Here is a 17,593-nt window from a genome sequence, read left to right as displayed (position 1 = left end):
CCCTTGCACACGCAAGGAGCGCAACGACGAGTGGCGCGCCGGCAAGGGCCTTCCCTTCGGGTTGCCCGGCCTGGGGGCCGTCTGCGGCGTTGCCCGCGCTTGCAAGGTGCGCACCTTGCTGCGCACGGGCGCCTAGCATCCAGCCCCCAGGCCAGGCAACGCGATCCCCGAAATCAGTGTGAACAGGCCCTAGCGATCGTATTGCGCAGGCCCGCGAAAAGCGGTGACGCGCATCACACCGGGCGGGCAAACAAAGTGTCACAAAATCGGTGGAGCGACACCATGTTTTCAGGGGGCGTTCATCGCCATCCGCGCGGTGCTTTTTGTCCGCAGGCCGGCGCGGGGGCGAAGCGGGCCGCAGGCTCAGCGCGGCGTGTAGCAGGTGCCCGCGGCAATGGCGGCCGTGGCCGCATTGACCGTGCTGGCCGCGTTGGGGTAGGCCGAGGGGGTGGCGGTGTCGTCCAGCAGGCACAGGTGGTTGTCCTTGCGCACCAGCACCATGGGCTTGCTGGGGGGGTTCATGAGCTCGCCGGAGACCCAGGTGGCCGAGGGATCACTGACCAACTCCTGGCGCATCATGATGGTCGTGAACCCACCAGGCAAGGGGCCCGCCGCGACCGTTCCCACGCCGGTGCACTGCGCATTGCGGTAGCTGACCGAGCCCGCGTCGAAGGTCAGCAGGGCGGGCCTGCCGTGCGACACGCGCCAGCCGTTCTTCAGCCCGGTTCCGCCTGGCCCGGGGAGGCACTGGTCCTGCTCCCAGAAACCGGCGTCCAGGGAGCTCAAGCTGGCGCAGCGCACGGCGACCGGGTCCACCGCGGCGGCAGTGATCGTGCCCGCGCCATTGCGCACCACGCAGCCCAGGCCAACGGGCTTGGTCTTGACCGTGACGGCATAGGCCGCGCCGGTGGCCAGCGGCGTGGGGAAGGTGAAGCCGCCGTCTGCGGTGAGGGCCAGGTCCTCGCTCCCGGTGGTCAGCACCACCGTGCTGCCGTTGAACAGGCCGCTGATGGTGCCGCCCAGGGGGGTGCGGTCGCTTGGCAAGGGCACGCAGTCGACCTGCACCGCAGGGCTGTCTGCAGCCAGCGTGCCCGTGCCCCGCGCCACGGTGCAGCGCTGGCCCGCGGGCTGGGTCTTGACGGTGACGGCATAGCTGCTGCCCAGCGGCCAGCTGGCGGCGGTGCGCACGGAGCCATTGGCGGCCACGGTGAAATCGTCCGCCCCGTTGTTCTGCACCACCACGCTCTGGCCCGCCGCCAGCCCGGTGACCGACAGGCCCAGCGTCTGGTGGGTCGGGCCGGGTGGGGGTGCCGTGTCGTCGCCACCGCCGCCGCCGCAGCCGCTCAGCACGGCGGCGGTCGCAGCGATCAGGCCCAGGGGCAGGATGCGCCGCGCGGCGCGTGCAGGCAAAGGCCGGGACAGAGGCTGGGCGCGCGGCGCCAGCAGGGATGGAATGGACAACATGCAAAAGCTCCTCTCGATGGGGGTGGAGGCTCGCGGTGCATGGCCCATGCATGGCATGGCTTGGCAGCCCTGGCTCCACCTGGTTGGTGTGGTGGGCCAGTGTGCTGGCGAGGGGGCTTCAGCGCGCGTGACGCCGGTCACCAGCGTGGCTTGCCGCAGACCGGTGCTTGTGACACCGGTCACCTCCGTGGTTTGCTGCTGCGGCAGACCGGTGCTCCAGCCATCTCCCTTCCCACGCCCTGGTGCGCGGTGAAGTGCGCGCAGGCGCTGCACTCAGGCGCCTTGGCTGCTCGTAACCAACTGTACGATATCGCCCGCACCAAGAGCCTGCCGGCCCTGCGCGCATGAGCGCTGGCCACGGCAACCGGTTCAGAGGAACAACCAAAAAATCCTGGACCTGCAGGCGCGCCCCGGCAAGATGGCCGATCGATTCGAATCCACAACAACCCCCACCCGCATGAAGCACGCATTCCCTCGCCACGTTCGCCCGGCCGCCGCGCCGCGCCACCTGTTTGCCACCACGGTCCTGCTGGCCGCCATGGCCCCGGCCTGGGGCATCACCGTGGCCAATGAGACCGATTTGCGCAACGCCTTCTTCAACCTGAGCGCGGGCGACACCATCACCCTGGCGGGCGACATCACGCTCACCCAGTCGCTGCCCATGCTCACGGCCGATGTGACGGTGGATGGCGCGGGCTTCACCATCGGTGCCAACAGCACCGGCCGGGTGTTCTTCGTGCAGGCCGGCACGGCCACCATCCGCAACGTGCGGGTGACCAATGCGCTGGCACAGGGCGGCAAAGGCGGCAACGGGGCCAGCGGCAACCTGGTCAGTGCCGGCGCTGGCGGCGGTGGGGGGCTGGGGGCAGGCGCGGTGCTGTTCGTGAACACCGGCGCCACGGCGCTGGTGAGCAACCTGGACGTGGTGGACGCCCAGGCCCGGGGCGGCAACGGCGGCGACTCGATCGTGGTCGCCGGGGGTGGTGCGACACAAAGCTCTGGCGGTGGCGGTGGCCTGGGGGGCAATGGCGGCACAGGCCAGGCGGCCAGCGGCGGCGGTGGCTATGCCGGCAAGGGCGGCACCGGAGGAGTCTCCGGCGCCGGTGGCGGCGGCGGCGAATTCGGCAATGGCGGAAACGGCTCTTCCACCTTTCCGCAACTGGGCGGCGGTGGCGGCGGCCGTGTTGCAGCGGGCACCACCGCCTTCGTCACCCACGGTACCGGGGGCGCAGACGGCGGGGGCAATGGCGGCACCAATGGCAGCAGCGGGGGCCTGCATGGCGGCGGCGGGGGCGGCGGCAGCGGCCTCGGCGGGGCCGGGGGCATCGGCGGTGGGGGTGGTGCAGGGTTCAATGGCCACGGCGGGGCCGGCGGGGCCTTTGGCGGTGGGGGTGGGGCCACCAATGCCTCCAACCTGGTGGGGGGCGCGGGCAACCTGGGCGGTGGCGGCGGCGGTGCCATGGGCGGCACCGCCAACGGCGTGGGCGGCGCCGGCGGCCTGGGCGGCGGCGGTGGCGGCAGCCGCACCGGCGGTTTGGGCGGCCAGTATGGCGGCCATGGCGGCTCGGACACCGGCGTGCTCAACACCGGCGCCGGCGGCGGCGGCGGTGGGGCCCTGGGCGGCGCGGTTTTCGTGGCCCCGGGGGGCCAGCTGACGGTGGCCTCCACCCGGTTCAGCGGCAGCTTCAGCGTGACGGCGGGGGTCGGTGGCAGCGGCGGCGACAGTGGGGCCACCACCGACGACGGCGGCGCCGGCCAGGCCCTGGGCCGGCTGATGTACCTGGGCGGCAGCGGCGGCGCGGCCACGCTCGACGTGCCCACGGGCGACACCACCAGCCTGGACGCCGGCGCCCTGGCCGGCACCGGGGCGCTGACCAAGGCGGGCGCGGGCACGCTGGAGATTGCGGGCGCCAACCCCGACTACAGCGGCACCCTGGCGGTCAACGCCGGCACGCTGGCGGGTGCGGGCAGCGTGGGCAGCAGCGTCACCGTGGCCGCCAGTGCGCGGCTGGCCCCGGGCGGCAGCGGCGGCACGGGCGTGGGCACGCTGGGGGTCAGCGCGCTGCAGCTGGCCACGGGCGCCGGGCTGCGCATGCAGCTGGGCACCAGCAGCGACCGGGTGGACGTGGTGGGCAACCTCACGGCGACCGGCACGGTCACGGTCGATGTGACGGCCGGCGCGGGCTTTGGCGTCGGCACCTACCGGCTGGTGAACTACGGCGGCGCGCTCAGCGGCACCCTGGCCGTGGGCACCGTGCCGGCGGGCTTCTCGGCCGCCATCTCCACCGCCACGGCGGGCCAGGTGAACCTGGTGGTGACGCTCCCCACCTACGCCATCAGCGTGACGCCGGGCAGCGGCGGCAGCGCCAGCTGCACGCCCAACCCGGTGGCCCATGGCGCCAGCGCCACCTGCACGGCATCGCCGGCCGTGGGCTATGTCTTCAGCGGCTGGGGCGGCGACTGCAGCGGCACCGTGGCCACCTGCACCTTGAACAATGTGACGGCCGCGCGCGCGGTGACGGCGGGCTTCACGCTGTACGACACCGGGCCGGCAGGCCCCTCGGAGACGCCCGTCACGGGCCCGGGCGTGGTGACCATCACCGACCCGTCGCTGCCCATCGTGGTGGGCCCCCATGCAGGCGGTGCCACCCTGGTGCTGCCCGGCACCGGCAGCACGCCGGTGAACCTGCAGATCAGCGTCAACGGCCAGCCGCTGACGGTGTCGGCCCTGCCGGGCACCCAGCTGCAGGTGGCCCAGGTCAACGGCCAGGGCGTGCTGGTGCTGGTGGTGCTGCAGGGCTCGGCCTCCATGGCCAGCACCGCGGCAGGCCAGCCCATGGCGCTGGCGGGCACGGTGCTGCTGCGCTCGGGCAGCGTGGGCACGCGCATCGATGCGCAGCCGCTCACGGTGGCGGTGGTCAGCGGCGCGCTGCTGCCGCCGCAGGGCAGCCTGCCCGCGCTGGGCGGCCCGGGCCTGCTGGCGGGCGAGCGCCTGCGGGTCGATGCGGCCGGCAAGCTGGTGTCCATCACCCTCGGCTCGGTCAGGGGCGATGGGCAGCAGGTGGGCGATGCCCTGGTGTTCACCAACCTGCCGGGCACGATCACGGCAGATGGCAAGGCCTTTGCGCGCCTGGCCGGCGCGGTGGCGCGCCTGGGCGGGGCCAACCTGGCCCAGGGCCTGGAGGTGGCGCCCTCGGGCGTGTTCCTGCTGCGCGATGGCGGACGGGTCTTTCAGCTGCTGCCCACGCAGCCCATCGGCATCGATGCCACGCTGCCCGACGGGCTGGCCTTCACGCCCCTGGGCCAGCTGCGCTGGGTGCGCGGCGGGGTGGTGGTGCAGTTCGCGCCGGCCGTGGCCGACCTGGCGGGCCTGGCCACGGCGGTGGCCGCAGCCTTGCCGGGCGCGACGCTCAGGCTCGGTGCCGAAGGCGTGCTGCAGCTGGGCCTGGGCGGCACCACCTATGTACTCAAGCCCGACTGGACGGGCGCCGGCACCGGCGCGGGCACGCCCCGCATCGGCGTGGACGCGCAGGGCCGCATCGCCTTCCAGCTCGGCGATGGCCCAGGCCAGTGGCTGCTGCCCGCGCTGCTCAACACCGCGCAGGCGCAGGGCATCTTCAGCACGGCCCTCCCCGGCGCCACACTGGCCGTGCAACCAGGCAGCAGCGAAGGCGCACTCACCCTCACCCTGGCCGGCCAGACCTGGCGCCTGCTGCCGCAGTGGGCACTGCCCACGGACACAGCGGGCCAGACCGGGCCCTGGCGCATGGGCGCCGACGGCGTGCTGTACCTGCAGCTCGGCACCCAGGTGCAGGGGCTGCGCATCGCTGATTGAGCAGTTGATTGAACGATGGAACGGCCAAGGCAGCGTGTCGCGGCCCGCGATGGCAAACAAGGAGTGCAGGGATGCGAGAGGCAAGGTGGCTGGCGTGGTTCTTCGCCGTTGTCGGCGGCGGCGTGTTCGTTTTCAGCGCCTGGGGCGCCCTCACCCTGGCCGCACCACCGCCCACCCCATCGCTGCTGCGGGGCGCCATGGTGCAGGCGCTGCAGGCCGCACTGGGCACGCCCGCCGGCTGGGTCGTGTACCACCTGCTCTGGGCCACGCTGGGCGCTGGCGTGGCCTGGTTGAGCGCGCGGGTGCTCAGGCAGGAGCAGCAGCAGCGCCGCGGCCGCGGCTGAATCGGGCATGGTGCGCAGGCCCGGTGGCATGATCGGATGGGTGCACACGCAGCAACGCGGCCCTGGCGTGAAAGACGCGGTTTGATGGGCATTTATTGACGGGACAGGACACGGACCACCATGGTGAATACCGCTCGCTTCCTCGCTGTTCGGGCACTGCTGCTCGGCCCGTGCGCGTTTGTCGCGTGGGTATTGCTCAGGACGCGCAGCCACGAATGGTCTTACATCTTTTTGATGGAGCTCTTGGCCCCTGCAGGCCTTGGCATAGCGCTCACGGCGCTCTTCCTGGTGACCGTTGCGTTGCCGATCCAGCTGTGCCTTTCCGCTTCGGCGCCACTCCTGTTGCGGCTGGTATTGGGGGCCTTGTCCGGCCCCCTCGGCGTCTGGCTGGGTCTCTTGGTTCTTTTCAGGCGCAACTACCCCTTCCGATGGGAGTTGTACGTGTTCGGAGCATGGGATCTGCACCTCGTTTTTGCAGGCGTTGGCCTGGCATTCGCGTGGATGTGGTGGCGCAGGCAGCGGGATGGCGGTGTGCCAGCAAGCGCCCCTGGGCCGGCGTGATGGCGCCTGGCCATGGGGCCGGCGCCCGGCGCTGGGGTCCGCGTCAACCTGCCATGCGCCCCCGAGCCACCAACATCTGGATCGGATGACGCCCTGGGCAGGACTTGCGGATCGTTCGCTTTGCACGGCGCTTGGACATGCGCGAAGCGCTGCTGCAATTGGCGGCAGCGAACATCTGCGCACGCTTTGTGGTGGATCGGTGGTGTGATGTGCAAAAACTTCTGTCATGCCAGCCTGCTACAACCGCAGGCACACACCATTTTGACGAAGGAAAAAAACCATGATCACATCCTCCGAACGCCGTGGCTTCATGCTGGGTCTGGCGGCCACCGCCACCACCGTGGCCTCTGTGGGCCGCGCCGTCGCACAAACGGCCAGTTCGTTGGTGAGCCTGCCCGCCGCACCGGGCCAGGCCCTGGCGACCGACGCCCCCTACTGGTCGGCAGTGCGCTCCCTCTACGCGGTCACGCCGGACATCGTCAATCTGGAGAACGGCTACTGGGGCGTCATGGCCGAGCCGGTGCGCCGCGAGTACCTTGCCAAGACCGACCTGGTGAACCGCGACAACTCGTTCTATGCGCGCAACGCCTACGGCCGCGAGATCGAGCCGATCCGCGCCGCACTGGCCGCCGCCGTGGGCTGCTCCGTGGAAGAAATCGCCTTCACGCGGGGCGCCACCGAGGCGCTGCAGCTTCTGATCGCCGGCTACAACAAGCTCAAGGCCGGCGACACCGTGCTGTACGCCGACCTGGACTACGACTCCATGCAGTACGCGATGAACTGGCTGAAGGACCGCCGCGGCGTCGACGTGGTGCGCTTTGCCATCCCCGAGCCCGCAACGCGCGAAGCCGTGCTGCAGACCTACCAAAAGCAGCTGGAGAGCAACCCCAAGGCGCGCCTGTTGCTGCTCACGCACCTGAGCCACCGCACCGGCCTGGTGATTCCGGTGGCGGAAATCGCAGCCATGGCCCGCGCGCGCGGCGTGGACGTGGTGGTGGATGCGGCCCACTCCTGGGGCCAGATCGACTTCAATGTGCGCGACCTCCAATCCGATTTCGTGGGCTTCAACCTGCACAAGTGGATCGGCGCCCCGCTGGGCGCGGGTTTCATGTACATCAAGAAGGACCGTTTGCCCGACATCGACCGCGCCTTGGGCGACGAAGACTTTCCGCCAACCGACATCCGCTCGCGCGTGCACACCGGCACCGCCAACTTTGCGACCTTTCTCACGCTGCCCACCGCGCTCAAGCTGCACCAGGACATCGGTGCCCGCGCCAAGCAGGCGCGGCTGCGCCATCTGCGCGACCATTGGGTCAGCCGCGCGCGTGGTTTCAAGGGCCTGGAAATCCTGACGCCCGACGAGCCGGGCATGGCCGCCGGCATCACCTCGTTCCGCTTCGCAGGCAAGACCAGCGCGGCGGACAACAACGCCATCGTCGCCGAGCTGCGCGACAAGCACGGCATCTTCTCGGTGCGCCGCGCCGGCGTGGCCAAGGGCCAGTGCATCCGGATTTCACCGGCGCTCTATACGACCGAGGGCGATATGGACAAGCTGGTGGCGGCGCTGAAGGTGATGACCGGCTAAGAACGTGTTTGCGATCTGAGAGTGGCCAACACTACCGACCCACGAAGCGTGCGCAGAGGATCGCTGGTCATCCCCACGGGGCACGGCAGGCCACGGCGGGCCGGCAGCCCTCCTCCATCATTGCGCAGGTGGCGCGGCCTCACAGCATGGCGCCGTGCGCGTCCGTGGGGCGGGTGAAGAAGGCGTGGGTCTCGTCGTCGGGGAAGGCGTGTTGTTGAAGGCGTCCATGATGTAGGCTCGCGCCATGCGCGCCATGCGCGCCATGCGCGCCCGAGCGCCAGGGAGAGTTTCGTGTTTGGAATCCTGAGAAAAAGGCGGCCCACTGTGCAGCCCAATTCCGCGATCACCTTGGATCAAAGCCCCTCCAATCTGGATGTATGGCAACGTCTCAGCACCGGCACTCCAGGCCTGGACGACGAGCACCTGCGCGCGCGGTTGGCTGAGACCGTCGCCTGGTGCGATGCGCTCACCGCACTGGCCGACCTCAGGTCCGAGGCGCTCAGGCCCAGCCTGTTCCACGATGGCCCGAACGAGCTTGTCTGCGATCTCGGCCAAAGTCGGCAGCAGCTGCTGCGCTACAGAAAACTGCCGGTCCAGAGCGGATCACCCGTCATCGCGACGGGAAGGTTCATGCTGTTCTTTCCGGACGAGAACCTTTCGGACGGCTACGCAGCATCCGTCTCGGGCGGGTTCTTCGATGTGGACAACCTGCCGGCCTGCGACACCTGGGTGTCGTTCTTTGTCGAGAACAGCCATCCCCGGTTTTCCGCACGCCGCTACCTGCTTTGCTACGTCCCCGCGCCTTTGGTGGATGCGGCCAACGCAGGCATCGAGGGCAATCCGGAGTCGTGCATCGTCTGGCTGGAGCAGTCCGACGCCTCGATACGTCGCCGCGTGGAGGCGCTGACGGGTCTCATGCCACTGCGCAAGGACACTCCATGAGCCCAGCCTTTTGACTTGCTCTGCATGTGGAAAGCTGCTGCGCACGCCCACCGCAAACTACTGCGCTGCCCGCGGCGCCGCGCGCAAGTTCCACCACGCAGACCCGGTCACAGTCACCCCATGGACCTTTTGAACACTCCCAGAATCCTCCCCGGGCTGCCCGGCGTGGGCAGCCTCCCACGCCAGTTCAGCGCCACCGGGCAAGGCATGCACCGCGAGGGCCTGGTCGTGGAGTTTGGCGCTGATGAGCCCCCGACCAGCGCGCGCTGGGTCGGCAACTTCCAGCCCGGGCGCACACGGTTCTCGGCCGTGTTCACCGATGCAGAAGGGCTGGAAGCCACCGTGCTCGCTGGCGGCCAAGGCTACAGGGTGAACGTGGTGACCGGGGCGCTGCTGGGCGAGTTCGGGGGCGATATCGAATCGGCCATCGACGTGCCTGGCCTGGGCAGTGTGGTGTTTCTTAGCCCCACGGACGTTGAACTCCATCGGACGGGCGGCCGTGCCGTCTGGCGCTCGCGCCGCATCTCCTGGGACGGCTTTCGCAACCTGTCGCTGCAGGGCGGCGAGCTGAAGGGCGAGGCATGGATGTTTGACGACACATGGCACCCTTTCACCGTTGCGCTGGCAACGGGTTTGGTGGAAGGTGGGTCGTACTACGAAGCGCAGCAGGTTGAAGGCCCGTGAGCGTCTGACAGTCAAGCCGGCGCCTTGCGCCGGTTCGGCCACACCATCCAGCAGGTGACTGCAGCCCACACCAGCCCCGCAGCCGCCGCGACGATCCATGCACCCCACGCCGCCGCGCCGATCGCAAGCCAGATGGACAGCTCACGGGTGTACGCGGCGATGGTCACCTTGCCGTAGCACCGGGCACACCAGGACAGCGTGGCGGGCATGGCGCCTGGCCCGTGCCGCAGGTGCCCTGGCGCGCCACAGTCCACGCACATGCCGCAGTAGCCCGCTGGCACGCCCTGGTCTTCAAGAACCGATGGCGCGGTATCCCAAAGACGGCAGTAGCAGTTTCTCACCTGCGCACGATCGGTGGCTTCGGACATGGCCCCTCTCCCCCTCACCCCGCACGCCGGTAATGCAGGGCCACCGCGCCGCAGCGCAGCGGCGTGGCCGAGATCAAATCGAGCCGCCGCGTGGCGGGCAGCCCGCCGGCGTACAGGGTCGGGCCGTGGCCGGCGATGCGGGGGTGCACCAGCAGCTGGTACTCGTCGATCAGGTCCAGCCGGTCCAGCGCAGTGGCGAGCAGGCCGCTGCCCAGCAGCACGCCGGCGGGCGTCGCATCCTTGAGCGCCTGGATGCCCGCGCGCAGGCCGTCACCGCCGGCGATCAGGTGGCTGTGCACCCACGGGAAATGCGTGCGCGTGGAAGACACCACGTACTTGGGCTTGGCCTGCAGCTGGGTCGCCCATGCGCGCACCGCGGGCGTCGCCTGCACCTCGCCCCGGGCCACTGCGGGCCAGTAGCCCTCCATCATCTCGTAGGTGGTGCGACCCCACAGCATGGCGCCGTGCGTGTCCATGAGACGGGTGAAGAAGGCGTGCGTCTCCTCGTCGGCAATGCCTTCCTGGTGGTCGATGCAGCCATCGAGGGTGAGGTTGATGCTGAAGGTGAGAAGTCCCATGGTGTCTCTTCCGGTCAAGGTGCGTGGCGAGCGGCGCGCCGATGGCGAACGGGCTGTGTTCTTCTACCCCGCGCCCGCTGTGTCCGCCCTGAGCAAGCTCCACCACCCCATCGCCAAGGCCCCCAGCGGGAAGATGTACTCGTCCACGCTCACTTGAAGGTGGAACGCCCCCACTGCGCACGCAGCGAGCAAGGCCAGCGTCGTAGCGAGCCAGAGATGCCGCCCCCAAACGGCTCGCTTGAGCAAGCCGACCGAGGCTGCGGCGCTGAGCACCGTGAGCAAGGAGGTGGTGGCGGCGATGGACAGAATCAGGCCGTAGTACGCCTGCGCACTGGCGACATAGTGGTTCGCACTGCCAACGGGGTCATTCGCCAGGCCGTGCACTGCATGGAAGGCGTATGCGCCCACTGCAGCATGCAGGCCAAGGTAAACGCACAGGGCTGCAGCCACCCCGGCAGCGACGTGGTGCTTTTTCATCATGCAGGGCACCTCCAGGTCGTCGGTACCACGCCGCAGACCTTGCCTGGCGATTGCCGCGCGGCTGGGCACGGCCAGAGCGAAGCGGCGACGGCGGTGGCATCAGCAGCCAGGGGCCCGCAACCCCGCTTCTGTACGCGCTTGCTGCCGCATGAAAATTTCTTGCCTGATACCACCATGGCCATCCACAGCCCCTCCCACGTTGCGCGACCTGCAGTTGAGCGCTTGGCCGCAAGCGAATTCGTGGCGGACACTATAGCCTGCGCACCGGGCAAGCCCGTGGCACACTTTTGCAACACCATGACCATGAACGCCGCTCCACTTCGGCCCCACCGCCATGGGCGCGGCCTGCCTGCCATGAACGGGCATCCCCTTTTCAAAACACCATGACCGAGAGTGAAGCCCAGGCCTTGCTGCTGCCCTCGTTGAAGCGTGCACTGTGTGGTGCAAGCGTGCCCATCTTGCGGCAGGCCTCGATAGAGGCTGCACAGGGGCGCTGCCTGGTCAACATTCGGTTCCAGGTGAGTGCGGATGCCACCGCGGAGGAGCTGGAGCGGCTATCGGTGGTGGCGACCGAGGTGGTGGCGGATTTCCCAGCGCCATGGCGCGTTGAGGTGGAGTACCTGGTCACCCCCGCTCTGTCGCCGCTCTCGCTCATCGCTTGCGGCCCTGCCGAATCAGCCCCCAACCCCTCTCCAACGCCGTGACGTCCAATGGGCGACCAACAACCTGCATCCCACATGAGACGCCTGAAAGCCACCGCTGTGGCACTGACCCTGCTGCTGATCGCAAGCAATACGTGGTGGCTGTACCGCTCCATCGACACGGGCATTTCGCTCACCTACTTGAGCATCAGCGCGGAGACCACGGAGCGGGTGGCAGCGCAACTCGAAGCCGTGTTGCGCGAATCACTGAGCCCGAATGCGACCAAAGCGTCCATCATCGATGCGGCCACGCGTGACGTCGCGCACCAAGAGGTCTACGAGAAATTCGGCTACCTGTGGGTGGGCTACATTGGGCTGAAGTTTGACGGGCAAGGAAAGCTCCTGGATGTGACGCCGAGCGAAGACCGGGCGCAAGCGCAGGCTTCGAAATAGAGCCTGCCCAGCGGATCGGAGCCTGCGCGCAAACCTGCGCCCTACAAGGCATCCCCTCCGACACGCGCCCCCGATTTCATCGTGACAATGGCCCCTGGGTGCCAGGCCCCTGGCGCACCCGCACCTCTCGCGCCTCTTCAACGAACAAACCATTGACCGCCCATGGACAGCAGCACCACAGGGATGATGCTCACCGACGCCCTCGCCCACCCCCTGGCCTGGGCCAGTGCGCGCGCGCAGGCCCTGGAGACCAGGGACTGGCTGGTGCTGGGCGGCATCCTGCTTTTTCAGCGCCTGTGCGTGCATATCGGCATGTGGGCCTACTGCCTGGCAGTGCTGCCGGGCACGGCGCTGCACGAGGCCATGCACTGGGTGGTGGCGGCGCTGCTGGGGGCCAAGCCCACCATGCCCAACCTGGTGCCGCAGCGCACGCTCGGGGGCTGGCGCCTGGGGTCGGTGCGCTTTCAGGCGGGGTATGTGCGCTCGCTGCCCATCGCGCTGGCCCCGGTGGCGCTGGCGCCGCTCGCCTTTTGGTGGGCCACGGCCTTCCTGCCCGGGGCCGGGTCGGGCGTGGCCTACTGGCTGCATGCCTGGCTGGCGGCCTCGGCCTTCGGGGCGAGCGTGCCGTCCACGCAGGACTGGTCGGTGGCTGCGCCCGCGCTGCTGGCGGCCGCGGTGATGGGGGTGGTGCTGTGGGTGGTGATTTGATGGGGCTCCCTGTCCGCCTGCCCGCCTGCCATTCATTGATCGCCTTTGCCCAGCGCCGCAGGTACGATGCGCGCCATGTCGAATCCCGCTGAACCCCTGCAAGCCCACGCCCTCGGTGCCGGTATCTTCACCATCGGCGGCTTTCTGTCGCCCGGCGAGTGTGCCCGCTACATCGCCGACAGCGAGGGGCTGGGCTACGAGGAGGCGGCCGTGCGCACCGACGATGGCGAGCTGCTGTACAAGGATGCGCGCAACAACGACCGCATCATCCTGGACCGCGCCGATCTGGCTGCCGCACTGTTCGAGCGCGCTCGCCCCGCCCTGCCCGCCGAGGTGAAGGGCTGGCAGCTCAGCAGCTTCAACCCGCGGCTGCGCTACTACCGCTATGAGAAGGAGCAGAAGTTCACCTGGCACCAGGATGGCACCGTGCGCCTGGGGCCCGAGGAGAGCTTTCTCACCTTCATGATCTACCTGAACGATGACTTCGAGGGCGGCAGCACGGAGTTCGGCTGGGAGAAGGTCAAGCCCGAGCAGGGCATGGCGCTGGTGTTTCCGCACCACCTGCGGCACCAGGGTTCGGTGGTGACGGGTGGGGTGAAGTACGTGCTGCGCACCGATGTGATGTACCGCAACCTGCAGGGCTGAACTGCCGCACCCTCACCCCGCCTCGAACCGCTCCCTGCACAGCCCCTTGAGCGTGCGCACAAAGGTCTCCATGGTGGGCGAGTCGGGCACGCCCTGGCGGCGGTACAGGGCCACGGGGGGCAGGGGCCAGTCGAGGTTGCAGGCGACGCTGGCGACCTGGGCGCGGGCCGACAGGTCGTGCGCCACGTCGGCGGGCACCAGGGCGACCATGCTCGGGTTGCGCTCGATCATGCGGCCCACGACCTTGAGCGAGTGGGTCTCTATGGCGGGAACGGGCGGCATTTCGTCGGCGCGCAAGAACATGTCGAGCACCGACACGCCCAGCGAGGTGCCGGCCGGCGGCAGCAGCCAGTCCATGCCGGCCAGTTCGTGCCAGTCGAGCGCGCGCTTGCCCAGCTGGCGCGCGGTCTTGGGGTGGCAGACCAGTGCGGGGCGCTGATGGAACAGGATCTCGCAGTGCAGGTCGCGCACCTGCTCGGCGCCCCAGGCGCGGGTGACCACGGCTTCGAGCCGGTGCTCGCGCAGCCCCTGCAGCAGGCGGGCGCTGGTGTCTTCTTCCACCGAGAAAACGAAGGCCCCGATCTGCTCGCGCGTGCGCGTGAGCGTGTCGCACAGCAGCTGGCCCGAGAGGTAGTGGATGACGCCGATGTTCAGCCGCTTGCTGTAGCCCAGCTGGGTGGCGGCCATGTCGTTGGCCCAGTCCTCCAGGTCGGCCAGCAGGCGCGCCGCGCGCGACACGGCAATGGCCCCCAGCGGCGTGGGCGTGACGCCGCCACGCGCCCGCGTGAAGAGCTGGGCACCCACCATGGACTCGACCTCGCCGAGCGCCTGGGTGAGGTAGGGCTGGGTCACGCCCCATTCCTTGGCCACGCGCGAGAGCGATCCGTATTGGTCGAGCGCCACCAGCAGGTTCAGGTGGCGCGCCTTGAGGCGCGAGCGCAGGCGGTCCAGCGTGTCGAGCGCGGTGTGCGTGAGGCGGTCGGTGGGGCGACCGGTGGGGCGTTCTTGCATAAGCATTCGATTATGCAAACATAAAGAATTAGGTCAATTCGCCTATGCCATCTGGCTACAGTGGACTGCAGCAATCACCCACCAAGCCCAGCAGGAGACAAGACCCCCATGCCCGTCATCGACGTCCACACCCACATCTTCACCCACCCCTGGCTCGACCTGCTCGCGCGCCGCGGCGGCAGCTACAACATCCAGGTGCGGCCCGATGGGCAGCGCGAGATCTTTCGCGGCAACACGCCGGTGGTGATTCCGCAAAAAGGGCATTTCGACTACGACCTGCGCATTGCGCACATGGACCAGGCCGGCATCGACATCTCGGTGATGTCGCTGACCTGCCCCAACGTGTTCTGGGGCGACGAGGAAACCAGCTGCGAGGCCGCGCGCGAGTCCAACGATTCGCTGGCCCAGGCGCGCAAGACTTACCCGGACCGGCTGCGCTGGTTCGCCTCGCTGCCGTGGGAATACCCCGAGCGCGCGCTCGATGAGCTCAAGCGCGCCTGCGACAACGGGGCCAGCGGCGTGATGGTGCTGGCCAACATCGCCGGCCGCAGCCTGACCGAAGCGGCCTTCGCGCCCATCTGGGCCGAGATCGACCGCCGCGCGCTGCCCGTGCTGGTGCACCCCACCGACCCACCGGGCGTGGACCTGATGGACATGACGCAGTTCGACCTGAGCTGGTCGGTGGGCTTCATGTTCGACACCACGCTGGCCATCACGCGCATGATCTTCGACGGCTTTTTCGACCGCTTCCCGAACCTCAAGATCATCGCCTCGCACGCGGGCGGCACCCTGCCCTACCTGGCGGGCCGCTTCACCAAGGGCGACGAGGTGGAGCTGGCGCAGCGCCGCAAGATGCAGCGCAAGCCCATCGACTACCTGCGCCACATCTACTACGACTGCATTTCGTACAACCCGGCGTCGCTGGAGTTTTTGATCTCGGTGGTGGGGTCCGAGCAGGTGATGTTCGGCACCGACTGGCCGCACTGGGTGCACGACACCAGCGGCGCCTTTGCCAACACCGAGCGCCTGCCCGCCGCGCAGCGCGATGCGGTGCGCTCGGGCAATGCGGTGCGGGTGTTCGGCTTCTGAACACCAGCGCCCCTTCGACCAACAGCTTGTGGAAAGGAAGCTTCCCATGATGATGATGAAGAAGATGAACCGTCGCCTGCTTGGCAACGCGGTGGCCGCAGCCGCCCTGGCCTGCACGCTCACCCCGCTGGGCGCCCTGGCGCAGGACGCCAAGCCCACCCTCAAGCTGCTGGTGGGCTTTGCGCCCGGCGGCTCGGTGGACGTGGTGGCCCGCCTGCTGGCCGAGCGCCTGCGCCCGCTGCTGGACCAGCCCGTGATCGTGGAGAACAAGCCCGGCGCCGGCGGGCGCCTGGTGCTCGGCGAGGTCAAGCGCGCACCGGCCGATGGCAACACCCTGGTGCTGTCGCCCAGCGGCGCGCTGGTGATATCGCCGTGGATCTACAAGAACCTGGGGTATGAGCCCACGCAAGACTTCGCGCCCATCGCGCGCGTGGCCACCTTCGACTTTGCGGTGACGGCGGGCTCGGCCATCCCTGCGGGCGACATCCGCGCCGTGATGGCCTGGCTCAAGGCCCACCCCGACCGCGCCAACTACGGCACCTCGGGCCCGGGCACGGTGCCCCACTTTGCGGGCGTGCTGCTGTCGCAGGCCTCGGGCGTGCCGCTGATGCACGTGCCCTACAAGGGCGGCGCGCCGGCCGTGCAGGACCTGCTGGGCGGGCAGATCCCCATCATGGTGGACACCGCATCCGAGACCATCGAGCACCACCGCGCGGGGCGGCTGCGCATCGTGGCCGTCACCGGCCCCACGCGCTCGGCCGCGCTGCCCGATGTGCCCACGCTCAAGGAGTCGGGCATCGACGCCACGGCCGAGGCCTTCTTCGGCCTGTACGGCCCGGCCAACGTGCCGGCCGACAAGGCAAAGCGCCTGTCCGACGCGGTGAACGAGGCCCTGAAGTCGCCCGAGCTGCAGGCCCGCATCCGCAACCTGGGCCTCGTGCCCCACTACGCCAGCGCCCCGCAGCTGGCCGAGATCCAGGCCGGCGACCTCAAGCGCTGGGAGCGGCCGATCAAGGCCTCGGGCTATACCCCCGACTAGGCAGACGCCGGGGATGCATTCGCATTACTTGTTGATGAGGCCCAGGGAATTGAGGACCGGCGTCCACACCTCGAAGTCCTTGGCCATCACCTTGCCAAAGTCCTCACTGCCCTTGTAGTCCACGGCCAGCAGCTTGGCGATCTTGTCCTTGGTGGCGGGGTTGTCCAGGGTCTTCTTCAGCGCGTCCTGAAAATTCTGGCTCCACGCGGCGGGAGCTTGCTGCTGCCGATGAAGCCCAGCCACACCTCGGCATCCAGGTTGGGGTAGCCCTGCTCGGCCAGCGTGGGCACGTCGGGCAGCAGCGGGAAGCGCTTGGCGCCAAAGACGCCCAGCACCTTGAGCTTCTTGCCCTTGTGCCGCTCCACGAAGTCGCCCGCGGTGTCGATGCCGGCATCGAGCTGGCTGCCCATGAGGTCGTTGGCCATGGGCGCGCCGCCCTGGTAGCCGACGGGGTTGGCATTCATCTTGGCGGCGGTGGCAAAGCGCAGCCCCGTGAGGTGCGATACGGACCCCGAGCCCTGCATGCCGTAGGTGAAGTCGCCCTCCTTGCGGCGCAGCTGCACGAATTCTTCGATGTTGTTGGCCTTGTGGCTGGCGGGCACGGCCAGGGCCGCGGGCATGGCGCCGACCTGGGCGATGGGGGCGAAGTCGGTGCGGAAGTTGAACTCCTTGGAGTTCTGGAAAATGATGGAGTTGACCAGCACGCCGCTGAAGGCCAGCACCACGGTGGAGCCATCGGCCGGCGCACCCTTGAGCGCCATGAGCGCGATGCGCCCGTTGGCGCCGGGCCGGTTGTCCACCAGCACGGTGCGCCCGCCCAGGTGCTCGCGCAGGCCATCGGTGAGCATGCGGGCCACTGCGTCGCCACTGCCCCCGGCCGGGTAGGGCACGACGATCTTGAGCGGGGTGTCGTTGGGTGCGGCGCCTACAGCGCCCGAGAAGCCGAGTGCCACCGCGGCGGGCACGATGGCGGCCAGTCGCACGATCCACTGCTGAACGAGCCGCGCCATGGGAGAGATTGCTTTTTGCATGGATGGAGGGAAAGGAAGGGTGATTGAACGTTGTCGATGGACGCCCTGATCTTTGGCGACAAGGCCCGCCACCACAAGTTGGAAGATTGGAAGGGCCTGTTTGCGCCAGACAAACGGGCCTTGGTCGGTCGTCCC

Annotated in this window: 20 protein-coding genes; 14 read left to right on the top strand and 6 right to left on the bottom strand. The window is 69.0% G+C overall.

All coding sequences use genetic code 11. The annotated features are described in order from the left end of the window. Window positions 1–363 precede the first annotated feature (363 nt). Window positions 364–1,464 (bottom strand): hypothetical protein, encoded by a 1,101-nt coding sequence (locus AC3WOH_RS31500; RefSeq protein WP_492233261.1) that lies wholly within the window; start codon window positions 1,462–1,464, stop codon window positions 364–366. Between the two features lie 457 nt (window positions 1,465–1,921). Here AC3WOH_RS31500 and AC3WOH_RS31495 point away from each other — a divergent pair, with 457 nt between their 5' ends. The 7 genes from AC3WOH_RS31495 to AC3WOH_RS31465 all read left to right on the top strand — a co-directional run bounded on the left by AC3WOH_RS31495 (window position 1,922) and on the right by AC3WOH_RS31465 (window position 9,415). Continuing rightward, a complete protein-coding gene (locus AC3WOH_RS31495) occupies window positions 1,922–5,299 on the top strand; it encodes an InlB B-repeat-containing protein (protein ID WP_492233260.1) in 3,378 nt (1,125 codons plus the stop codon). Between the two features lie 71 nt (window positions 5,300–5,370). After that, window positions 5,371–5,643: a hypothetical protein gene (locus AC3WOH_RS31490; protein WP_492233258.1), complete on the top strand. Its 273-nt coding sequence runs from the start codon at window positions 5,371–5,373 to the stop codon at window positions 5,641–5,643. Window positions 5,644–5,763: 120 nt separating this feature from the next. Next, window positions 5,764–6,204 (top strand): hypothetical protein, encoded by a 441-nt coding sequence (locus AC3WOH_RS31485; protein WP_492233257.1) that lies wholly within the window; start codon window positions 5,764–5,766, stop codon window positions 6,202–6,204. Window positions 6,205–6,341: 137 nt separating this feature from the next. Further along, window positions 6,342–6,488, top strand: coding sequence for a hypothetical protein (locus tag AC3WOH_RS31480; protein ID WP_492233255.1), 147 nt, complete (start codon window positions 6,342–6,344; stop codon window positions 6,486–6,488). Beyond that, window positions 6,485–7,789, top strand: coding sequence for an aminotransferase class V-fold PLP-dependent enzyme (locus AC3WOH_RS31475; protein WP_492233253.1), 1,305 nt, complete (start codon window positions 6,485–6,487; stop codon window positions 7,787–7,789). Before AC3WOH_RS31480 ends, AC3WOH_RS31475 begins: the two co-directional genes overlap by 4 nt. Before the next feature lie 324 nt (window positions 7,790–8,113). Further along, entirely contained in the window at window positions 8,114–8,731 is a 618-nt protein-coding gene (locus AC3WOH_RS31470; RefSeq protein ID WP_492233251.1) for a hypothetical protein, read from the top strand. 120 nt (window positions 8,732–8,851) lie between these two features. Continuing rightward, complete coding sequence (locus AC3WOH_RS31465) at window positions 8,852–9,415, top strand: hypothetical protein (protein ID WP_492233249.1); 564 nt, start codon at window positions 8,852–8,854, stop codon at window positions 9,413–9,415. Window positions 9,416–9,426: 11 nt separating this feature from the next. On the opposite strand, the gene AC3WOH_RS31460 is transcribed toward AC3WOH_RS31465, so the two are convergent. Then, window positions 9,427–9,783, bottom strand: a complete 357-nt coding sequence (locus AC3WOH_RS31460) for a hypothetical protein (RefSeq protein WP_492233248.1) — start codon at window positions 9,781–9,783, stop codon at window positions 9,427–9,429. Window positions 9,784–9,797: 14 nt separating this feature from the next. Continuing rightward, a complete protein-coding gene (locus AC3WOH_RS31455; protein ID WP_492233246.1) occupies window positions 9,798–10,361 on the bottom strand; it encodes a dihydrofolate reductase family protein in 564 nt (187 codons plus the stop codon). Between AC3WOH_RS31455 and AC3WOH_RS31450 the strand changes: the two genes are divergently transcribed. From AC3WOH_RS31450 to AC3WOH_RS31430, 5 genes are all read left to right on the top strand, one after another. After that, window positions 10,360–10,518: a hypothetical protein gene (locus AC3WOH_RS31450; RefSeq protein WP_492233245.1), complete on the top strand. Its 159-nt coding sequence runs from the start codon at window positions 10,360–10,362 to the stop codon at window positions 10,516–10,518. The genes AC3WOH_RS31455 and AC3WOH_RS31450 overlap by 2 nt on opposite strands. A 706-nt stretch (window positions 10,519–11,224) precedes the next feature. Further along, on the top strand, window positions 11,225–11,545 hold the full coding sequence (locus tag AC3WOH_RS31445; RefSeq protein WP_492233243.1) for a MafI2 family immunity protein: 321 nt from the start codon (window positions 11,225–11,227) through the stop codon (window positions 11,543–11,545). A 33-nt stretch (window positions 11,546–11,578) separates the two neighbouring features. Next, entirely contained in the window at window positions 11,579–11,935 is a 357-nt protein-coding gene (locus AC3WOH_RS31440; RefSeq protein WP_492233241.1) for a hypothetical protein, read from the top strand. Between the two features lie 162 nt (window positions 11,936–12,097). Then, a complete protein-coding gene (locus AC3WOH_RS31435) occupies window positions 12,098–12,643 on the top strand; it encodes a hypothetical protein (protein ID WP_492233240.1) in 546 nt (181 codons plus the stop codon). 75 nt (window positions 12,644–12,718) lie between these two features. After that, window positions 12,719–13,288 (top strand): 2OG-Fe(II) oxygenase, encoded by a 570-nt coding sequence (locus AC3WOH_RS31430; RefSeq protein WP_492233238.1) that lies wholly within the window; start codon window positions 12,719–12,721, stop codon window positions 13,286–13,288. A 12-nt stretch (window positions 13,289–13,300) separates the two neighbouring features. On the opposite strand, the gene AC3WOH_RS31425 is transcribed toward AC3WOH_RS31430, so the two are convergent. Then, window positions 13,301–14,299, bottom strand: coding sequence for a LysR substrate-binding domain-containing protein (locus tag AC3WOH_RS31425; RefSeq protein WP_492233236.1), 999 nt, complete (start codon window positions 14,297–14,299; stop codon window positions 13,301–13,303). Window positions 14,300–14,407: 108 nt separating this feature from the next. Here AC3WOH_RS31425 and AC3WOH_RS31420 point away from each other — a divergent pair, with 108 nt between their 5' ends. Beyond that, a complete protein-coding gene (locus tag AC3WOH_RS31420) occupies window positions 14,408–15,388 on the top strand; it encodes an amidohydrolase family protein (protein WP_492233234.1) in 981 nt (326 codons plus the stop codon). A 46-nt stretch (window positions 15,389–15,434) separates the two neighbouring features. Then, the gene (locus tag AC3WOH_RS31415; protein WP_492233233.1) at window positions 15,435–16,427 is read left to right on the top strand and encodes a Bug family tripartite tricarboxylate transporter substrate binding protein; all 993 of its coding nucleotides are present in this window, start codon (window positions 15,435–15,437) and stop codon (window positions 16,425–16,427) included. A 24-nt stretch (window positions 16,428–16,451) separates the two neighbouring features. On the opposite strand, the gene AC3WOH_RS31410 is transcribed toward AC3WOH_RS31415, so the two are convergent. Together AC3WOH_RS31410 and AC3WOH_RS31405 are read right to left on the bottom strand one after the other, a co-directional pair. After that, window positions 16,452–16,670 (bottom strand): hypothetical protein, encoded by a 219-nt coding sequence (locus AC3WOH_RS31410; RefSeq protein WP_492233232.1) that lies wholly within the window; start codon window positions 16,668–16,670, stop codon window positions 16,452–16,454. Further along, the gene (locus tag AC3WOH_RS31405) at window positions 16,604–17,437 is read right to left on the bottom strand and encodes a Bug family tripartite tricarboxylate transporter substrate binding protein (protein WP_492233230.1); all 834 of its coding nucleotides are present in this window, start codon (window positions 17,435–17,437) and stop codon (window positions 16,604–16,606) included. Before AC3WOH_RS31405 ends, AC3WOH_RS31410 begins: the two co-directional genes overlap by 67 nt. Window positions 17,438–17,593: the final 156 nt, after the last annotated feature.

The sequence above is a fragment of the Acidovorax sp. FW305-C-20-28 genome, from assembly GCF_058783375.1.
The sequence above is the reverse complement of the archived record's forward strand: the minus strand, read 5'-3'. Positions and strand labels throughout refer to the sequence as shown.